The following is a 16,629-nucleotide window of genomic DNA, read 5'->3' on the forward strand; positions in this document are numbered from 1 at the left end:
AAGCAGCATTGATGTAACAGCATCTAGCTTATCCTTAGATGGCCTGTCACAATGTGCGGTCATGCAGGCACGGTCGGCACTCTTCGACCTGTACGGCGACCACCTCCGGCCGCGGGGTGGACGCGCACCCGTTGCCGCGCTGGTCAAGCTGCTGGCGCCGCTCGGGATCGCGCCACCTGCCGTACGGACGGCGGTCTCCCGAATGGTGCGCCAGGGCTGGCTCGAACCGATCAGGCTGACCTCCGGACCGGGATATTCGATCACACCGAAGGCGGCCCGCCGACTCGACGAGGCCGCCTCCCGGATCTACCGCACCGGTCGGGTCAGCTGGGACGGGCGCTTCGACCTGCTGGTGCTGGACGCACCGACCGCCCGCCGGGACCGTCAGCGCCTCGCCGCCAACCTGCGGTACCTCGGCTACGGCACCCTGGACGAGCAGACCTGGGTGGCCACCCGCCCGGCCGAGGACGTCGATCTGCTGCTCAGCGAGGCGGGCGTACGCTTCGAGCGGTTCAGTGCGGCGCACGCCGCCGGCACGCCGGGCGCGATGGGTCTGGTCCGCCGGGCCTGGGACCTGGCCGAGATCGGCCGGGCGTACGAGGAGTTCGTCGCCGAGCAGCGGACGCTGCTGACCGGCGTCACCGCCCGCAGCGGCGACGAGGAGGCGTACGCGGCCCGGTTCCGGCTGGTGCACGCATGGCGTACCTTCCTGTTCCGGGATCCGCAGCTGCCCCCGGCGCTGCTGCCCGAGCGCTGGCCCGGCACCGCCGCGGCCAGCTTCTTCGACCGCCACGCGGCCCGGCTCCGACCGGCCGCCGACCGGTACGTCGAGCAGTGCCTCGACGGTGGACACCGGTTAGCCCGACAGAAGGGTCGCCACTCGTGACCGAGCCGCTGCTCGTCGACCGCACCGACGCCGTCGTCACCCTCACCCTGAACCGCCCGACGGCGATGAACTCGCTCGACGTGGCGCTCAAGGAGGCACTGCGGGACACCCTCGCCGAGCTGGAGTCCGATCGTGGTTGCCGGGCGGTGGTGCTGGCCGGGGCGGGCGGGTCGTTCTGCGCCGGCCAGGATCTGCGCGAGCACGTCGACACCCTCCGGGCGGGCGACGACAACCCGCTGGACACCGTCCGGGCGCACTACAACCCGATCGCCGCCCGGCTGGCGAGCCTGCCGAAGCCGGTGGTGGCCGCCGTCCGGGGCATGGCCGCCGGGGCCGGGGCCTCCCTCGCCTTCCTGGCCGACATCCGCATCGGTGGTCCGTCCACCAGCTTCCTGATGGCGTTCGCCAAGGTCGGACTGGCCGCCGACACCGGCGCCTCGTGGACGCTGCCCCGGCTCGTCGGCCACGCCAAGGCCGTCGAGCTGCTGATGCTGGCCGAGCCGGTACGCGCCGAGGAGGCCTGCCGGCTGGGCCTGCTCAACCGGCTGACGGACGACGACGAGCAGGTGCTGCCCACCGCGCAGGAACTCGCCGCCCGCCTGGCCGCCGGGCCGACCGTGGCGTACGGGGCGATCAAGCGTCAGCTCTCCGTCGCCGACGCCGGCACCCTGGCCGACGCGCTGGCCGCCGAGGCGCAGGCGCAGGCGATCTGCGGCGCGACCGCGGACCACCGGGCCGCCACCATGGCCTTCGTCGACAAGCAGAAGCCGGTCTTCGAGGGCCGCTGAGCCCGCGCCGGTCCCACTGGCGGGACCGGGTCGGTCAGTCGTCCTCTTCCGGGTCCTGGTTGGCCTCCGCGCCGAGCACGAACGCCTGCATGGCCAACTCGTCACCCGAGGGCGAGACGAAGGCCGGCAACTCCCGGGGGCCGAGTTCCTGCACGTATGCCCAGAACAGCCGGACCGCCTCCGCCGGCGAGTCGGCCTCGATCGGCAGGTCCAGGCTGACCAGCCAGGTGCGACGCTGCGGGGCCGGACCGAGCCGGTCGACCAGTTCGCGGAACGTCGCCGCGTCGAGCGGGGTGACCGGCCCGCCGAGGAGCAGCGCGTCGGCCGGCACCGGCTCGTCGAAGGCCCGCCGGGTGTACGCGACGACGAGCGTGTCGGGCACCCGGTCGGACTGCGGGTCGTCCGGGTCCTCCGGACGACCGGCGGGCGGGCCGGCGACCCGACCCACGGCCACCAGCCGCGGCGGCTCGTCGGCCAGCACCGCGACCTGGTCACCGGGGCGGGGCAGGCTGCCGCCGTCCAGCCCGGTCAACTCAAGCGTGTCGTGGTGGACGAGCCGCTCGGCGTCGTACCGTCCGGCGGGCAGGAGCACGGCCCAGTTGCCCGTGTCGTCCGCCCGGCTCGTCCCGTTCACCCGATGTGCGGTGTCGGTCGTCATGCCCTCATCCCATCACGCCGGTCGGGAGGTCACGACGTGGCAGCCCGCCAGATGGTCGTCGACCATGCCGGTGGCCTGCATCAGCGCGTAGGCCGTGGTCGGGCCGACGAACCGGAAGCCACGCTTCTTGAGTGCCTTGGCCATGGCCGTGGAGGCGTCGGTGAGCGCGGGTACGGCGGCGGCGGAGCCCGGTCGGGCCCGATCGGGTGGCGGGGCGAACGACCAGAGCAGCGCGGAGAGTCCCTCCGGGAGCTCTTGGGCGGCACGGGCGTTGGCGATCGCAGCTTCGATCTTGGCCCGGTTGCGGACGATGCCGGCGTCGGCGAGCAGCCGGTTCACGTCGGCCTCGCCGTAGTCGGCCACCGTGTCGATCCGGAACCCGCCGAAGGCCGCTCGGAAGGCCGGTCGTTTGCGCAGGATGGTCAGCCAGGACAACCCGGACTGGAACGCCTCCAGCGTCATCCGCTCGTAGAGGGCGTCGTCACCGTGCAGCGGTCGTCCCCACTCGGTGTCGTGGTAGACCGCGTAGTCGGGAGTGCTGGCACCCCACCCGCACCGGGCCAGCCCGTCGGCGCCGATAACCAGTTCAGTCACGGCGTCAAGGCTAGGCCCGGTGTCCGACAGCCTGGCCGGCACCGGTCAGGGCAGGCGGCCCTGCTCGACCTGGCGGGCGAAGCGTCGCAGCGCCTGGGTGAGGCTGAACTTGGATCCGGGCCAGAGCACCGGCCAGGCCACCTTGCCGGCCGGGCCGCCCGGCAGGTGGAACCACTCGTGCCAGACCACCTGACTGCGCCCGCTCTCCAGCGGGGTGCACCGCAGCACCCCGGGGCCGCGCAGCAGCGTGCCGCAGTGCACCACGCCGATCTCGTACGGCGCGTCCACCCGGACGACCCGCATCTTATCCCGCAGCACCGCGGGGCCGACCGAGGTCACCGCCTCGACCAGGCTCCCCTCACCACCGTCACCCTCCACCACCCGGACGGTGGTGAACGGGATCCACTCGGACTGCCGCTCCCAGGCCAGCAGGGCAGCGAAGACCTTCTCGGCCGGCGCGTTGACGATCACCGTGGCGGTCACCTCACCCGCGCCGGGTTGGGCCGCCTCGCGAAGATCGTCCACGCCGTCCGAGCCGCTCACGCCGACTCCGACCGAACCACCGGACCGCGCGACGCGGTGCCCGACGCCCCGCTGTCCGCCGGCCTGTCGTCGGCGTCCGGATCGGCAGCCGCCGGGACCGCGCCCTCGGCCGCACCCGGCACCTGCTGCCCGCCGGCCGGCCGGGCATCGCCGTCGGCCGGCTGCGTCGCCTCGCTCGTCGCTCCCGCCGCGGTCGCCGGATCCGTCGGTGCCTCGGTGGTGGCCGCCGGCATCGGGCGGTCACCGGTCTCGGCTCCCGCGGGAGCCACCGAAAGCTCGATCGTCGATCCGTCGGCCACCGGCGGATCCCAGGGCGCGGGCCCCGCCACCGCCGGGTTGGCCGACTGCTCGCGGGCCCGTCGGAGCGCGTCGGCGTCGGCGATCCGTCCGTCCCGCAACGCCGTCACCTCCGCCTCCAGCACACCGATCAGCTCGGCCTTGTAGCCGATGTCGTAGGCGGCCCGGCGCATCGCCTGGTCGACCTGGGTCATCCGGTACCCACGCAGCGCGGTGTCGAAGCGCACCTCGCCGACATCGGACTCACGCAGCGGACGGTCGCCGGGCAGCGGCACCGCACGCCCGTCCGCCTCGACCGGAGCCAGGCCGGGATCCCGGCCGGTGACCAGCACGGTGACGCCGAACACGACCGCCGCGACGGTGACCGCCACGACCAGCAGGAGCAAAGGCTGACCCATGCACTGATCGTGGCACGCCGACGGGAACAGGGCGACCCCACCCGGCGCGGCGTACCGGACAGGAAGCCGGACCGACGACGGGATAGCGTCAGCGTGCCAGCGGCGTGATCGGCCGGCGGCGTACGGCGATGTGGGAGGTGGCGTGGCCGGGGTGCTGCGGCTCGGGACCCGGCGGTTCGGTCCCGACGAACTGGTGGTGATGGCGATCGTCAACCGCACCCCGGACTCGTTCTTCGACCGGGGCGCCACCTTCGCGGCCGACAGCGCGCTGCGGGCGGTGGAACGGGCGGTGGACGAGGGTGCGGACATCGTCGACATCGGCGGGGTGAAGGCCGGGCCGGGCACCGAGGTCGACGTCGCCGAGGAGATGCGGCGGACGGTCGGCACCATCGCCGCCGTACGGGCCGCCTTTCCGGACGTCGTCATCTCGATCGACACCTGGCGCGCCGAGGTCGCGGTAGAGGCCGTGGCGGCCGGCGCGGACCTGCTCAACGACACCTGGTCGGGGGCGGATCCGGCGCTGGCCCGGGTGGCGGCGCGGACCGGTGTCGGGCTGGTCTGCTCACACGCGGGAGGACTCAGCCCGCGAACCAGGCCGCACCGCGCGGCCTTCGACGACGTGGTGGCGGACGTGGTCGCGACGGTCACCGGCCTCGCCGAGCGTGCGGTCTCCCTGGGCGTGCGCCCCGACGGGATCCTCATCGACCCGGCACACGACTTCGGCAAGAACACCCGGCACTCGCTGGAGATCACCCGGCGGCTGGGCGAGCTGGCCGCGACCGGCTGGCCGGTGCTGGTCGCCCTGTCGAACAAGGACTTCATCGGTGAGACGCTGGACCTGCCGGTCGCGGAGCGGCTGGAGGGCACGCTCGCCGCGACGGCGGTCTCCGCGTGGTTGGGCGCCCGGGTCTTCCGCGCCCATCAGGTCCGCCCCACCCGTCGGCTGCTGGACATGGTCGCGGCCGTCCGGGGAGATCGTCCACCCACGCTCAGCCGTCGCGGCCTCGCCTGAGCGGTGCTCGGTCGAGCGGCCGGTCAGGTCCAGCGGAGAATGTCGCGCCGCCACGCGTACAGCAGGCCGAGCGCCAGGACACCCACGAAGATCGCCATTTCCACCACGGTGACCAGCCCGAATCCGGGCCGGTCGAAGATCACCGCCCAGGGGAAGAGGAACACCGCCTCGACCGCGAACAGCACGTAGAGGTACGCGTAGACGTAGTAGCGGATCTGCATCTGCGCCCAGTCGCCACCCACCGGGTCGAGGCCGCACTCGTAGCTGGCGCGCTTGCCGGGCGGGTCTGCCGGGCGGGCGGGGCGGAGCACGCGGTTGGCGGTAAACGCGACGGCGAGGAAGAGCACGCCGGCGAGCAGCAGCAGCCCGAGCGTCGCGTACGAGCCCAGGTAACCGGTCACGGTCGGTCAGCCTACCGTCCCGCGCTCGACCCCGGTCGCGTCGCGAACTTCTTTCTTCGGGGACTAGTGTCCCAGGACAACTTCCGACCACCGTGAGACCACCACCAGCACCGGAGGACCAATGCGACGGTTGCCCGGACGGCGCGCCTGGCGTCGTACCTTCGCGTCGGCCTGCGCCCTCGGTCTGCTGGTGGCCGGCGGGGCCGCCGTGGCGCCGGGAGCGGTGGCGGCCGGTCCGGCGGCGAGTCGGGCCACCGAGCCGGTGCCGTACAGCCCGCCGGCCGAGCCCACCGAAGAGCCGGCACCCACCTCACCGCCCCCCACGGTGGAGCCGCCGATCGAGACGAGTGGGCCCGCCGCGCCCCCGACAACGCCGACACCGGGCACCACCACCGGCGGGCCGGTCCCGAGCAGCGGTCCGCCGGCTGTCACGGCGGCACCGTCCCGGCCCACGTACTCGCCGCCGTCCCGGCCTGCCGATCCCACCCTCGCACCCCCAGCCGCGGCCGGTGTGAAGGTCACCACCGGCGATGTCACCCTGCCGGCCGGTTACTGGAACTCGGCCAGCATGGTGGTCACCCTGAACGTGACTGTGGCCAACACCGGCACCGCGAGCGCCGGTGTCCGACTCAGCTACACCCTGCCGGCCGGCCTCACCGACGCCGGCACGAGCGGCTGCGCCGACGCCGGGAACCGGGAGCACCGCTGCGGGCAGTGGACCACGGCACCCGGCGCGGAGTTCAGCACCCGGTTGCGGATCCGGGTCGACGGCGACGCCTGGCGCAACGTGCCGCTGGCCGGCTCGGTACGGGTGACGGCCACCGGCGCAGCCGGTACCGCGAGTGACGACGAGGGCTTCGCCGTGCTCTTCCCGCCCGGCCCGCCGGTACCGGGGATCACCATGTCGGCCGGGGAGGTCACCTTCGACGCCGAGGGCGCCGGCACGGAGCTACTCGTCCGGCTCGGCAACACCGGCCGGGCCGACGCCGATGGCCGGGTCGACGTGCTGCTGCCCGCCGGGGTCACGGTGGCGACGCCACCCGCCGGCTGTGTCGCCGTGGCGGCCACGCGTACCCGCTGCGAGTTGGGCACGGTGCGGTCGGGGCGGACCGAGGAGGTGAGGTTGCCGGTGACGGCGACGGCGCAGGCGCTGCGGAGCGCGCCGCTGTCCGGCGCGGTGATCGGTCGGCTCGATCCGCGCCACGGTGCCGACCGACGGATGCAGCTCAGTTTCCGGATCACCGCGACGTCACCCGAACTGCCCGCGGTGGTGTCGCCGCCCGCACCGGTGACGTCACCGGCCTTGCGCCCGGCCGGAGCGGCACCCGGCGACGGGCCGGCGGCGGGACAGCGCTCCACGATGCTGCTGATCACCGTGTCGGTGCTGCTGGTGCTGGCCGCCGGGCTGGTGGTGGCGTGGTTGCGACGGCGGGCCAGCACGCTGCCGACCGGCGGCGAGGCGAGCGGGGCGGCGCTGCGGACCGAGGCGGCGAACCCGGCCGGCGGCGCGCCGGAACCGGACAGCGGGATCTGGTTCCGCGCCCGGCGACCGGCCCGGACGTACGACCGGCAAGGGTGGGACGTGCGGTGACCAGGGGTGGGGGTGCAGTAATCAGGGGGGTGGGATGTGCGGCGATTTGGCGGTGATATGGATTACGGCGGCCCCGGCGAAACACCGCAACTGACCACATAAACCCTCACGTTCCGGTCCCAGTCGGCGGACCTCCGGGCCGGACGCGCCCCCGATCCGACGTAGGCTCTCGGTGAGGAAGGACAGGCGGGCCGGACGTTCACGGACGGCCGGTGCAGCGGCGCGTCAAGGAGGTCTCGTGGCCGAGCAAGGCGAGGTCACCATCCAGTTCAGCCGGCCGCGCCACGGTGCGCGACGAAGCGAGGTGCGGCCGTGACCAAGCAGATCCGCCAACTCGAACGGGTGGTCATCCGGTTCGCCGGCGACTCCGGCGACGGCATGCAGCTGACCGGGGACCGGTTCACCTCGGAGACCGCGCAACTGGGCAACGACATCTCCACGCTGCCCAACTTCCCCGCCGAGATCCGGGCTCCCGCCGGCACCCTGCCGGGTGTGTCGAGTTTCCAGGTGCACTTCGCCGACTACGACATCCTCACCCCCGGCGACGCGCCGAACGTGCTCGTCGCGATGAACCCGGCAGCGCTCAAGGCGAATCTCACCGACCTGCCCCGGGGCGCCGACATCATCGTCAACACCGACGAGTTCACCAAGCGCAACCTGGCGAAGGTAGGCTACGCGAGCAGTCCGCTCGACGACGACACCCTCGCCGGGTACGCGGTGCATCCGGTCGCGCTGACGTCGATGACGATCGGGGCGCTGGCCGAACTCGACGTGTCCAAGAAGGATGCCGAACGGGCCAAGAACATGTTCGCCCTCGGCCTGCTCAGCTGGATGTACTCCCGGCCCTACGAGTCGACCCTGCGGTTCCTGGAGCGCAAGTTCGCCAAGCGGCCCGAGCTGGTCGCGGCGAACGTCGCCGCCTTCAAGGCCGGCTGGAACTTCGGCGAGACCACCGAGGACTTCGCCGTCCGCTACGAGGTGAAGCCGGCCAAGATGCCGCCGGGCACCTACCGCAACATCACCGGCAACGCCGCGCTGTCGCTCGGCCTCGTCGCCGCGGGCGTCCGCTCCGGCCTACCGGTCTTCCTGGGCGCGTACCCGATCACACCGGCCTCGGACATCCTGCACGAGCTGAGCAAGCACAAGCGGTTCGGCGTCACCACGATGCAGGCCGAGGACGAGATCGCCGCGATCGGCGCGGCGCTGGGCGCCTCTTACGGCGGTGCGCTCGGGGTGACCACCACGAGTGGCCCGGGGGTGGCGCTCAAGGGCGAGACGATCTCCCTCGCGGTGGCGCTGGAGCTGCCGCTGGTGATCGTGGACGTGCAGCGGGCCGGGCCGTCGACCGGCATGCCGACCAAGACCGAGCAGGCTGACCTGAACATGGCGCTGTTCGGCCGGCACGGCGAGGCGCCAGTGGCGGTGATCGCACCCAAGTCGCCGTCCGACTGCTTCCACGCGGCCCTGGAGGCGGCGCGGATCGCGCTCACCTACCGCACCCCGGTCATCCTGCTGTCCGACAACTACGTCGCCAACGGATCCGAGCCGTGGCTGCTGCCCGAGGTCGAGTCGCTGCCGGACCTGCGGGTCGAGTTCGCCACCGTGCCCAACGGCGAGGACGGCACCACCTTCCTGCCGTACCTGCGCGACCCGCAGACCCTGGCCCGGCCGTGGGCCGTGCCGGGCACCCCGGGCCTCGAACACCGCATCGGTGGGCTGGAGAAGGCCGACAAGACCGGCGACATCTCGTACGACCCGGCGAACCACGACTACATGGTGCGTACCCGGGCGGCCCGGATCGAGACGATCCCGGTGCCGGACATCGAGGTGGAGGACCCGGACGGTGACGCCCGGGTGCTGGTGCTCGGCTGGGGCTCGACGTACGGCCCGATCGGTGCGGCCTGCCGCGCCCTGCGTCAGCGCGGCCTACCGGTCGCGCAGGCGCACCTGCGGCACCTGGCCCCGATGCCGGCCAACCTCGGTGCGGTGCTGCGCTCCTACGAGCGGGTGGTCATCCCCGAGATGAATCTCGGCCAGCTCGCGCACGTGATCCGGGGTCGCTACCTGGTCGACGCCATCGGCTACAACCAGGTCCGCGGCCTCCCGTTCACCGCCGCCGAGCTGGAGACGATGCTGGAAGAGGTCCTGAAGAATGTCTGAGCCCGTCGCCCTCAAGCTCACCGCCAAGGACTTCAAGTCCGACCAGGAGGTGCGCTGGTGCCCTGGCTGCGGCGACTACGCGATCCTCGCCGCTGTCCAGCAGTTCATGCCGGAGCTGAACATCCCCCGGGAGAACATCGTCTTCGTCTCCGGGATCGGCTGCTCGTCGCGCTTCCCGTACTACATGAACACCTACGGGATGCACTCGATCCACGGGCGGGCTCCGGCGATCGCCACCGGCCTGTCGGTCTCCCGACCGGACCTGTCGGTGTGGGTGGTGACCGGTGACGGTGACGCCCTCTCCATCGGCGGCAACCACCTGATCCACGCGCTACGCCGCAACGTCAACCTCAAGATCCTGCTGTTCAACAACCGGATCTACGGGCTGACCAAGGGGCAGTACTCTCCCACCTCCGAGGTCGGCAAGATCACCAAGTCGACGCCGGTCGGTTCGGCGGACGCGCCGTTCAACCCGCTCTCGCTGGCGCTCGGCGCGGAGGCCACCTTCGTCGGCCGGACCATCGACTCCGACCGCAAGCACCTGCAGTCGGTGCTGCGCGCCGCCGCCGAACACTCCGGATCGGCCTTCGTGGAGATCTACCAGAACTGCAACATCTTCAACGACGGGGCGTTCGAGCAGCTCAAGGAGCCGGGCACCCGCGACGACTACCTGATCCGGCTGGAACACGGCCAGCCGATCACGTTCGGCAAGGACGGGCAGTTCTGCGTCGTACACCCGCCCGGTGGGTTCGGCCTGGAGGTACGCGAGACCGCCGCCACCCCGGCGGAGGAGATCGTCGTGCACGACGCCACGGTCGCCGACCCGGCGTACGCGTTCGCGCTGTCCCGGCTGCCCGGCTTCGACCTGCGGAACACGCCGATCGGCGTCTTCCGCTCGGTACGCCGGCCGTCGTACGACAGCGTGGTGCAGGGGCAGTTGGCCGACGCCCGGGCCAGCGTCAGCGAGACCCCGGAGCAGCAACTGGCCGGGCTGTTGGGCAGCGGCGACACCTGGACCATCGTCGGCTGACCCCCGTACCGTGACCGCCACGACGACCGGGCCGTTCCTGTGCGGGGGCGGCCCGGTCGGGCTTTCGGCGCTGCGGTTGCTGACCGTCGCTCAGGGCAGGGTGTTCGCGGTGGGGCGGTCGTCGCGTACGTGCACCAGCATGTCCCCGGTCTCGATGACCGCACCGGCCCGATCCGCCAGGGTCACCACCTTGCCCCGCCGGACCAACGCGATGACCAGCGTGTCCAGCTCCCGGGGCGACTTGCCCACCTCGTGGCGCTCGGCGGAACGCATGGCCAGCGCCATGCCCTGACCCGGAGTGAGCAGATCCTCCACCACGTCGATCAGCGGCGGTGCCGACGTCGACAGGCCCAGCAGCCGGCCGGCGGTCGCCGAGGACACGATCACGTGGTGCGCGCCGCTCTGCTTGAGCAGCGGCGCGTTCTCCGCCTCCCGGGCCGCGGCGATGATCCGGACCTGACCCGCGGTGAGCTGGCGTACGGTCAACGCCACCAGCACCGACGCGTCGTCGCTGTCGGTTGCGATGATCACTGCCTTGGCGGTTCGCACGTGGGCCTGGTTGAGCACGGAGGATCGGGTCGCCGAACCCTCGATCGCGACCAGCCCGTTCGAGGTGGCCTGACGCAACGCCGGACCGGCGCGCTCCACCACCACGATCCGGGACTTGTCCAGCCCGTTCTCCATCAACGCCGAGATCGCGCTACGCCCCTTGGTGCCGTAGCCGCAGATGATGACGTGGTCCTTCACTCTTCTCTCCCACCGGTGCAGGCGACGGCCGGTCCGGTACTGCTCGGTCAGGACCTCGAGGGTGGTACCGACCAGGATGATCAGGAACAGCACCCGGGCCGGGGTGACGAACACGATGTTGACCAGTCGGGCCTGCTGGGTCATCGGCACGATGTCGCCGTAACCGGTCGTCGACAGGGAGACCACCGCGTAGTAGAAGCAGTCCAGCAGCGTCAGGCCGTCCCCGTTGTTGTCGCGGTACTGCTCCCGTTCGAGGTAGACCACCGCCACCACGGCGAGCACCAGCCCGATCGCGGCGGCCAGCCGCAGGCTCAACGCGCTGAGCGGGCCTCGCCGCTGCGCGGGAAAATGAATCACCGGGGGACCTGCCCCGCCTCGGTCGCCTGCACGTCCACAACATAGCGGCTGATCCGGCAGCCGCACGGCGGGGTGGCGTTTCAACGGCAGGGTACGGCGAACGGGGCGGCGGACGGGCATGATGGGACGGTCAGCGCAGGAACGGCGAGAGTGAGGCCCGCATGTCGTTGCTGAGACGGGTGATCGGCGCCGTACTGCGCCGCGAGCGCCAGCACCAGGGCCGCACGCTGCGGGAGGTCGCCCAGGCCGCCGGGGTGTCCGTGCCCTACCTGTCCGAGGTAGAGCGTGGGCGCAAGGAGGCGTCCTCCGAGGTTCTCGCGGCGATCTGCCGGGCGCTCGGCCTGCACCTCTCGGATCTGCTGGAAGAGGTTCGCGACGAGCTTCGGCGGGTCGAACGCCGGCTGCCGGCCACCGGCCCGGCCGCTCATGCCCGGACCGGTGGTGTCCCGGCCGCCCGGCGCGGCGACCCGGCGACCGCTACCGCTGGCCACGGCACGGACGGAAGCGCCCAGACCGTCGCTCGGCTCGACGCCGTCGGCTTCGGCTTCGCCTCGGACCTGACGGCAGGGCTGGACGGCAACGGCCTGCACGCGGGCTGGTCCCCCTCGGACCGGCCACTCGGCACCGCCGGGCTGGTTGACGGTGGGCTGGTCGGCGGTGGGCTGATTGGCGGTGGGTTGGTTGGCGGCATCAGGGTCGTTGCCTTCGCCGACCGGGTCGGTCCGGTCCACCTCGTCGCCCGGCGGCCGCTGCTGCGTCGCCGCTCCTCGCCCGGCCGGCCGTTCGGCGGCGCGCTGCACCGATCCAGGACACGTAGGCCGGCCGCCCGGCGGACGGCCACCGTTCGGGCCGCCGTTGGTAGTCACCACGGGTGAGACCACCAGGAGTCGTCGTCTCCTGCGCCTCGACGTCCCGCCGATATGTTCATGCCGTTCGACATCGCTCTGACCGGGAAGTTGCCCCTGGAGAGTGACCTGAGCTGGCGGCTGTTCCCCGTCGTTCTGCCGTGGGCGGATCTGCCCCCGGCAGAACCGCTGGGCGGACACCGGCGGCGTCCCGCAGGCTCAAGGAGCCGGTCCCCGGGCGCTCGACGTCGCCGCCGGCGGGTGGAGGTTGACCATGATCAGGATGCTCGACGACGGCCAGCGGACCTTCGGCGACCAGGTGTTCGAACGGCTGCTGCGGGAACGGATCGTGTTCCTGGGCAGCGAGGTGAACGACGAGATCGCCAACCGGATCTGCGCCCAGATCCTGCTGCTCGCCGCCGAGGACCCGGAGCGGGACATCACCCTCTACATCAACTCGCCCGGCGGCTCGGTGAGCGCCGGAATGGCGGTCTACGACACGATGCGCTTCGTCCGTAACGACGTGGCGACCCTGGCCCTGGGGCTGGCCGGCTCGATGGGTCAGTTCCTCCTCTGTGCCGGCACGGCCGGCAAGCGGTACGCACTGCCGCACACCCGGATCCTGATGCACCAGCCCTCCGGCGGCATGGGCGGCACCGCCTCCGACATCACCATCCAGGCGGAGAACATGCTGCACGTCAAGCGGACCATGCAGGAGCTGATCGCCCAGCACAGCGGCCGGACCCTGGCCGAGATCCAGCAGGACTGGGACCGGGACCGCTGGTTCACCGCCGAGGAGGCCCGCGACTACGGCCTGATCGACCAGGTGGTGACGGCCGCAACCCAACTGCCGGCCAGCTGACGCCGCTCGCCGGTCAACCTCGTGCTGGAGGAGACCGGTAGAAGCCGGCCACACATCACACCGATTGGGGTGTACGGCCTCGCGTCCGCGGCGTACGCAGGAGATGACGAGTTGCGCGGGCCGCTGCCATGCCTGAGGTTTGAGCCGACGGAATGCCCGTCGGGTTGATGTGCAGGTCGTGATGGGGCGGTAGAGCGTTGGCTGTGTTGTGGATGTCGGCGGGTCTTCTGGTGGTGGGGGCGGTCCTACTGGACGCGGCGGTGACCACGCTGTCGCTGGCAAGCGGGGCCGGTTGGCTCACCCGACACGTGTCGCAGGGCATGTGGCGGCTGATCCGTCGGCTCGCCGGCCGCGGCCCTCGCCGGCATCGGGTCCTGCGCTGGTCGGGCACCGCCGTCCTGGCGACCACCTTCGGGGCCTGGGTCACCGGCCTGTGGCTCGGCTGGCTTCTGGTCTTCTGCGCCACCCCGGACGCGGTGCTCGACCAGTTCGGCCGTCCGGCCGACATCTGGTCCAGGATCTACTACACCGGATTCTCGATATTCACCCTCGGCGTCGGCGACCACACACCAGGGACCACGACGGCACAGCTTGCCACGAACGGCGCCGTGCTCACCGGCCTGTTCCTGGTCACCCTGGGCATCACCTATCTCATGCAGGTGGTGTCCGCCGTGGTCGACAAGCGCACGATCGCCGGTCATGTCGCCGCCCTGGGCGCCGATCCGGCCGACATCGTCCGCCGGGGCTGGGCCGACGGGAAGTTCGCCCCCATGTTCGCCCAGCACCTCACCAGCCTCACCCCGGAACTCGTCCGGCTCGGTGAACGGCATCTGGCCTTCCCGGTGCTGCACTTCTTCCATGCCGAGAGCAGCGGCAAGTCAGCTTCCGCGGCGGTGACGGTGCTCGACGGGGCGTTGCTGTTGATGCGCGCCGGTGTCGACCCCCGCCACCGGCCGGACATCGGTGCGGTGGAACCGTTGTCCTGCGCACTTGAGCAACTGGTACGCATCCTGGACGGCTCGTTCATCGTGGCGACCGACGAACCGGTGGACGCACCAAGCCTGGAAGGACTGGCCCGGGCCGGGATCCCGACCAATCACGAGCAGCTCTATGCGGAGGCTGTCGAGAACACCCGGACGCACCGCCGCCAGTTGCGAGGCTGGTGTGTCTCGGACGGCTGGGACGACATCGATCTACGGCTCACGCTTCACTGACGACAGATTTCCATCGGACGCGGACTCGTGTCGTACGGCGTACTTCTGCTGGTCAGGGCGCTCGCGTTGGTGCCCCCGGCAGGATTCGAACCTGCGACACACGGTTTAGGAAACCGATGCTCTATCCCCTGAGCTACGAGGGCGCGAAGGCCTAGTCTAGCGACCTGGGGGTTCACCTGGGGTGGCAGGGAGTGGCCCACGTTCACCCGCGTTCCCCGGACCGCCGTTGTCGCAGCCCAGGAGCACACCCCGAGCACACGAACCCCGGTTTGCGACCGGCGGTCGGCCGCGGTGACCCCCGTTGGCACCAGTTCACCCCGATTGTCATCCGCTGGAGAGCACACACCGCGTACATCATCGAAGATCATGTGGGGCTAGCCGCTCCCCCGGCTGGGCGCCGCCTCCCACGGGAGATGCTGGAAAGGTCGCGACCAGCCGCGCGGCGGCCGGGTCGTCGTTGTCGCGAGTCAGGTCCGCCGGGTCGAGGAAGACGACGTCGACGTCGCCCACGGACGACGGGTCGAAGCCGCGTCGTCCGTCATGCGGGTCACCCGCGCTCGGCTGGCTCATTGGGTGATGATGGGTCGTCTGTGCCGTAGTGGCTCCACTAGGTATGCCGGTGTCTGCGGAGTTCACCCGCGGGCGGGTCAGCAGGAGCCAGCTTCCGTTCTGGACCAGCGCCGCGTCCTCTTTCCGGGCGGCCAACACCCGGGCCACGGTGTACCGTGCCAAAACTCGTCGCACAGGGTGTGAGCTGCTGTTTCGCGACAATGACGCAGGATGGCAGGCGTGTTGGTTCGGCTGCTGTACCTGAGTGCGGTGCGGATGTTCGGCTGGTTACCGCTGGCCACGTGCAGCGAGTCCGCGCTGGTCGCAGAGTTGCTGGTGCTGCGCCATGAGGTGGCGGTGCTACGCCGTCAGGTCGGTCGGCCGCGGCTGTCCTGGCCGGAGCGGGCGGTGTTGTCGGCGCTGGTCCGGGCACTGCCGCGGGAACTCTGGAGGCATCGGATCGTTACCCCAGCCACCCTGCTGGCCTGGCACCGCGGGCTGGTCCGCCAGCACTGGACCTACCCGAAGCGGCCCGGACGACCACCGATCAGCGACGACCTCCGTGACCCGATCCTGCGCTTGGCCAGGGAGAATCCCGGGTGGGGGCACCGGCGCATCCAAGGCGAACTCGTCGGGCTCGGCCATCGGGTCGGCGCTGGCACCATCCGTCGCATCCTCGCCAGTTCGAAGCGCGGTCCTGCCCCACGCGAGATCGACACCAATTGGAGGCGTTCGTGGAAGGGGTCCACCGCTATGCCGCGTTGCGGCGGGTGGCGGCGAGTTCGGGGAAGGCGTCCTCCCAGCGCTGGCGGAGCTGAGGTGGCACCAGAGGGTGGGCCACGACGTGCCGGTGGACTCCACCTCGGACGGTTCCGCGCCGATCGACGGCAAGGTGTACCAGTCCAAGGCCGCGCCGCTGGTCGACCCCGTGCTCGGCGTCGGCATCGGGTCCCTGCATCTCACCCAGGAGATTCCCGGACTCGATCCGGCGGACGCGAAGTACAACTACGGCAACATGGACCCGGCCGGCGAGATGCACGGCATCGTCTTCAAGTGGGCCGCCAACTCGTGGGTGCGCGGCATCCGGACCAAGATGACCGGCTCCCACCCGATCGTCACCGAGGAAGCCAAGAACCTCCAGATCGTCGACAACCACCTCGACGGCGCGTGGAACAAGGGCAAGGGCGGCAACGGCTACTTCCGCGGCTCCCGGGTCTGGGACTCGCTCTACGCCGGCAACGTCTCCCGCAACCTGCGCCACTTCACGTTCCAGTGGTCGGCGTCCGGCAACGTCGTAATCGGCAACGACTTCGACTCCGACCTCAACCTGCACGGCGGGTGGGAGCGGAACAACCTCTTCGAGCTGAACACGGTGCGCGTCCCGTACGCCCACCGCTCGGCCAACTGCTCGGCCAACTGCGGCGAGGAGGACGGCGGCGGGCCGGACAACTCGACGTGGTTCCCGATCTGGTGGGGGTGCCGGCAAGAAAGCGGTCAAGTGGTCCGGTGCGACCGGCCCGCGCAACGCCTTCTTCAACAACGCGATGAGCAAGCAGCTCTGCTCGGACACCGCCCCCTACACCGCCTACTACCCGGACCGTACCCGGATCTACCAGTTCGGCTGGAACGGCAAGGGCTACCGCCACCTCGACATCGGTGGCACGCCGATCGCCGACTAGGCACAGAACGAGCAGCGC

18 protein-coding genes, 1 tRNA gene and 1 pseudogene are annotated in these 16,629 nt (G+C 71.3%); 10 read left to right on the forward strand and 10 right to left on the reverse strand.

Annotation, left to right across the window (positions count from 1 at the left end; translation table 11 throughout):
- Nucleotides 1-61 precede the first annotated feature (61 nt).
- Together O7605_RS16225 and O7605_RS16230 are read left to right on the forward strand one after the other, a co-directional pair.
- Nucleotides 62-886, forward strand: a complete 825-nt coding sequence (locus O7605_RS16225; RefSeq protein ID WP_269739966.1) for a PaaX family transcriptional regulator — start codon at nucleotides 62-64, stop codon at nucleotides 884-886.
- Nucleotides 883-1,674, forward strand: a complete 792-nt coding sequence (locus O7605_RS16230; RefSeq protein WP_269739967.1) for an enoyl-CoA hydratase-related protein — start codon at nucleotides 883-885, stop codon at nucleotides 1,672-1,674. Before O7605_RS16225 ends, O7605_RS16230 begins: the two co-directional genes overlap by 4 nt.
- A gap of 34 nt (nucleotides 1,675-1,708) precedes the next feature.
- Here O7605_RS16230 and O7605_RS16235 read toward each other — a convergent pair whose 3' ends face one another.
- Genes O7605_RS16235 through O7605_RS16250 form a run of 4 tightly spaced genes read right to left on the reverse strand, consistent with a single transcriptional unit; the run spans nucleotide 1,709 to nucleotide 4,164 of the window.
- Nucleotides 1,709-2,332, reverse strand: a complete 624-nt coding sequence (locus O7605_RS16235; RefSeq protein ID WP_269739968.1) for a hypothetical protein — start codon at nucleotides 2,330-2,332, stop codon at nucleotides 1,709-1,711.
- A gap of 12 nt (nucleotides 2,333-2,344) precedes the next feature.
- On the reverse strand, nucleotides 2,345-2,926 hold the full coding sequence (locus O7605_RS16240; protein WP_269739969.1) for a DNA-3-methyladenine glycosylase I: 582 nt from the start codon (nucleotides 2,924-2,926) through the stop codon (nucleotides 2,345-2,347).
- 45 nt (nucleotides 2,927-2,971) lie between these two features.
- Entirely contained in the window at nucleotides 2,972-3,469 is a 498-nt protein-coding gene (locus O7605_RS16245) for an SRPBCC family protein (protein WP_164446752.1), read from the reverse strand.
- Entirely contained in the window at nucleotides 3,466-4,164 is a 699-nt protein-coding gene (locus O7605_RS16250) for a DivIVA domain-containing protein (protein WP_269739970.1), read from the reverse strand. Before O7605_RS16250 ends, O7605_RS16245 begins: the two co-directional genes overlap by 4 nt.
- Nucleotides 4,165-4,306: 142 nt before the next feature.
- On the opposite strand from O7605_RS16250, the gene folP reads away from it, so the two are divergent.
- Nucleotides 4,307-5,176 (forward strand): dihydropteroate synthase, encoded by an 870-nt coding sequence (gene folP, locus O7605_RS16255; RefSeq protein WP_269739971.1) that lies wholly within the window; start codon nucleotides 4,307-4,309, stop codon nucleotides 5,174-5,176.
- A 23-nt stretch (nucleotides 5,177-5,199) separates the two neighbouring features.
- Here folP and ndhC read toward each other — a convergent pair whose 3' ends face one another.
- On the reverse strand, nucleotides 5,200-5,577 hold the full coding sequence (gene ndhC / locus O7605_RS16260) for an NADH-quinone oxidoreductase subunit A (RefSeq protein WP_269739972.1): 378 nt from the start codon (nucleotides 5,575-5,577) through the stop codon (nucleotides 5,200-5,202).
- 121 nt (nucleotides 5,578-5,698) lie between these two features.
- Here ndhC and O7605_RS16265 point away from each other — a divergent pair, with 121 nt between their 5' ends.
- The 3 genes from O7605_RS16265 (at nucleotide 5,699) to O7605_RS16275 (ending at nucleotide 10,358) form a co-directional block, all read left to right on the forward strand.
- Complete coding sequence (locus O7605_RS16265; RefSeq protein ID WP_269739973.1) at nucleotides 5,699-7,168, forward strand: hypothetical protein; 1,470 nt, start codon at nucleotides 5,699-5,701, stop codon at nucleotides 7,166-7,168.
- A 312-nt stretch (nucleotides 7,169-7,480) separates the two neighbouring features.
- Nucleotides 7,481-9,328, forward strand: coding sequence for a 2-oxoacid:acceptor oxidoreductase subunit alpha (locus O7605_RS16270; protein ID WP_269739974.1), 1,848 nt, complete (start codon nucleotides 7,481-7,483; stop codon nucleotides 9,326-9,328).
- Complete coding sequence (locus tag O7605_RS16275) at nucleotides 9,321-10,358, forward strand: 2-oxoacid:ferredoxin oxidoreductase subunit beta (protein ID WP_269739975.1); 1,038 nt, start codon at nucleotides 9,321-9,323, stop codon at nucleotides 10,356-10,358. Before O7605_RS16270 ends, O7605_RS16275 begins: the two co-directional genes overlap by 8 nt.
- 90 nt (nucleotides 10,359-10,448) lie before the next feature.
- On the opposite strand, the gene O7605_RS16280 is transcribed toward O7605_RS16275, so the two are convergent.
- The gene (locus O7605_RS16280; RefSeq protein WP_164446250.1) at nucleotides 10,449-11,462 is read right to left on the reverse strand and encodes a potassium channel family protein; all 1,014 of its coding nucleotides are present in this window, start codon (nucleotides 11,460-11,462) and stop codon (nucleotides 10,449-10,451) included.
- A 161-nt stretch (nucleotides 11,463-11,623) separates the two neighbouring features.
- Here O7605_RS16280 and O7605_RS32135 point away from each other — a divergent pair, with 161 nt between their 5' ends.
- The 3 genes from O7605_RS32135 (at nucleotide 11,624) to O7605_RS16295 (ending at nucleotide 14,383) form a co-directional block, all read left to right on the forward strand.
- Nucleotides 11,624-12,337, forward strand: a complete 714-nt coding sequence (locus O7605_RS32135; protein ID WP_443083936.1) for a helix-turn-helix domain-containing protein — start codon at nucleotides 11,624-11,626, stop codon at nucleotides 12,335-12,337.
- A gap of 244 nt (nucleotides 12,338-12,581) precedes the next feature.
- Nucleotides 12,582-13,169, forward strand: a complete 588-nt coding sequence (locus tag O7605_RS16290; RefSeq protein WP_269739976.1) for a ClpP family protease — start codon at nucleotides 12,582-12,584, stop codon at nucleotides 13,167-13,169.
- 212 nt (nucleotides 13,170-13,381) lie between these two features.
- Entirely contained in the window at nucleotides 13,382-14,383 is a 1,002-nt protein-coding gene (locus O7605_RS16295) for an ion channel (protein ID WP_269739977.1), read from the forward strand.
- A 67-nt stretch (nucleotides 14,384-14,450) separates the two neighbouring features.
- Here O7605_RS16295 and O7605_RS16300 read toward each other — a convergent pair.
- The 4 genes and pseudogenes from O7605_RS16300 to O7605_RS16310 all read right to left on the reverse strand — a co-directional run bounded on the left by O7605_RS16300 (nucleotide 14,451) and on the right by O7605_RS16310 (nucleotide 16,325).
- Nucleotides 14,451-14,526: transfer RNA gene (locus tag O7605_RS16300), tRNA-Arg, on the reverse strand.
- A gap of 211 nt (nucleotides 14,527-14,737) precedes the next feature.
- Nucleotides 14,738-14,953 carry a nucleotidyltransferase family protein gene (locus O7605_RS16305; RefSeq protein ID WP_164446279.1) on the reverse strand — a complete coding sequence of 72 codons (216 nt, stop codon included), beginning with the start codon at nucleotides 14,951-14,953 and terminating at the stop codon, nucleotides 14,738-14,740.
- A 37-nt stretch (nucleotides 14,954-14,990) separates the two neighbouring features.
- Nucleotides 14,991-15,100 (reverse strand): annotated as a pseudogene (locus O7605_RS32140) (SitI3 family protein); the annotation flags it as partial.
- A 583-nt stretch (nucleotides 15,101-15,683) separates the two neighbouring features.
- Nucleotides 15,684-16,325 (reverse strand): hypothetical protein, encoded by a 642-nt coding sequence (locus O7605_RS16310; RefSeq protein ID WP_269739978.1) that lies wholly within the window; start codon nucleotides 16,323-16,325, stop codon nucleotides 15,684-15,686.
- 151 nt (nucleotides 16,326-16,476) lie between these two features.
- Here O7605_RS16310 and O7605_RS16315 point away from each other — a divergent pair, with 151 nt between their 5' ends.
- On the forward strand, nucleotides 16,477-16,611 hold the full coding sequence (locus O7605_RS16315) for a hypothetical protein (protein WP_269739979.1): 135 nt from the start codon (nucleotides 16,477-16,479) through the stop codon (nucleotides 16,609-16,611).
- The last annotated feature ends 18 nt before the right edge of the window (nucleotides 16,612-16,629 follow it).

The organism is Verrucosispora sp. WMMA2121, from assembly GCF_027460185.1.
Lineage (GTDB): Bacteria > Actinomycetota > Actinomycetes > Mycobacteriales > Micromonosporaceae > Micromonospora > Micromonospora palythoicola.

Coding starts and splice junctions, on each gene's coding strand:
- O7605_RS16225 (WP_269739966.1), top strand. CDS start 62: ATGCAGGCACGGTCGGCACTCTTCGACCTGTACGGCGACCACCTCCGG.
- O7605_RS16235 (WP_269739968.1), bottom strand. CDS start 2,332: ATGACGACCGACACCGCACATCGGGTGAACGGGACGAGCCGGGCGGAC.
- O7605_RS16250 (WP_269739970.1), bottom strand. CDS start 4,164: ATGGGTCAGCCTTTGCTCCTGCTGGTCGTGGCGGTCACCGTCGCGGCG.
- O7605_RS16265 (WP_269739973.1), top strand. CDS start 5,699: ATGCGACGGTTGCCCGGACGGCGCGCCTGGCGTCGTACCTTCGCGTCG.
- O7605_RS16275 (WP_269739975.1), top strand. CDS start 9,321: ATGTCTGAGCCCGTCGCCCTCAAGCTCACCGCCAAGGACTTCAAGTCC.
- O7605_RS32135 (WP_443083936.1), top strand. CDS start 11,624: ATGTCGTTGCTGAGACGGGTGATCGGCGCCGTACTGCGCCGCGAGCGC.
- O7605_RS16290 (WP_269739976.1), top strand. CDS start 12,582: ATGATCAGGATGCTCGACGACGGCCAGCGGACCTTCGGCGACCAGGTG.
- O7605_RS16295 (WP_269739977.1), top strand. CDS start 13,382: ATGTCGGCGGGTCTTCTGGTGGTGGGGGCGGTCCTACTGGACGCGGCG.
- O7605_RS16305 (WP_164446279.1), bottom strand. CDS start 14,953: ATGAGCCAGCCGAGCGCGGGTGACCCGCATGACGGACGACGCGGCTTC.
- O7605_RS16315 (WP_269739979.1), top strand. CDS start 16,477: ATGAGCAAGCAGCTCTGCTCGGACACCGCCCCCTACACCGCCTACTAC.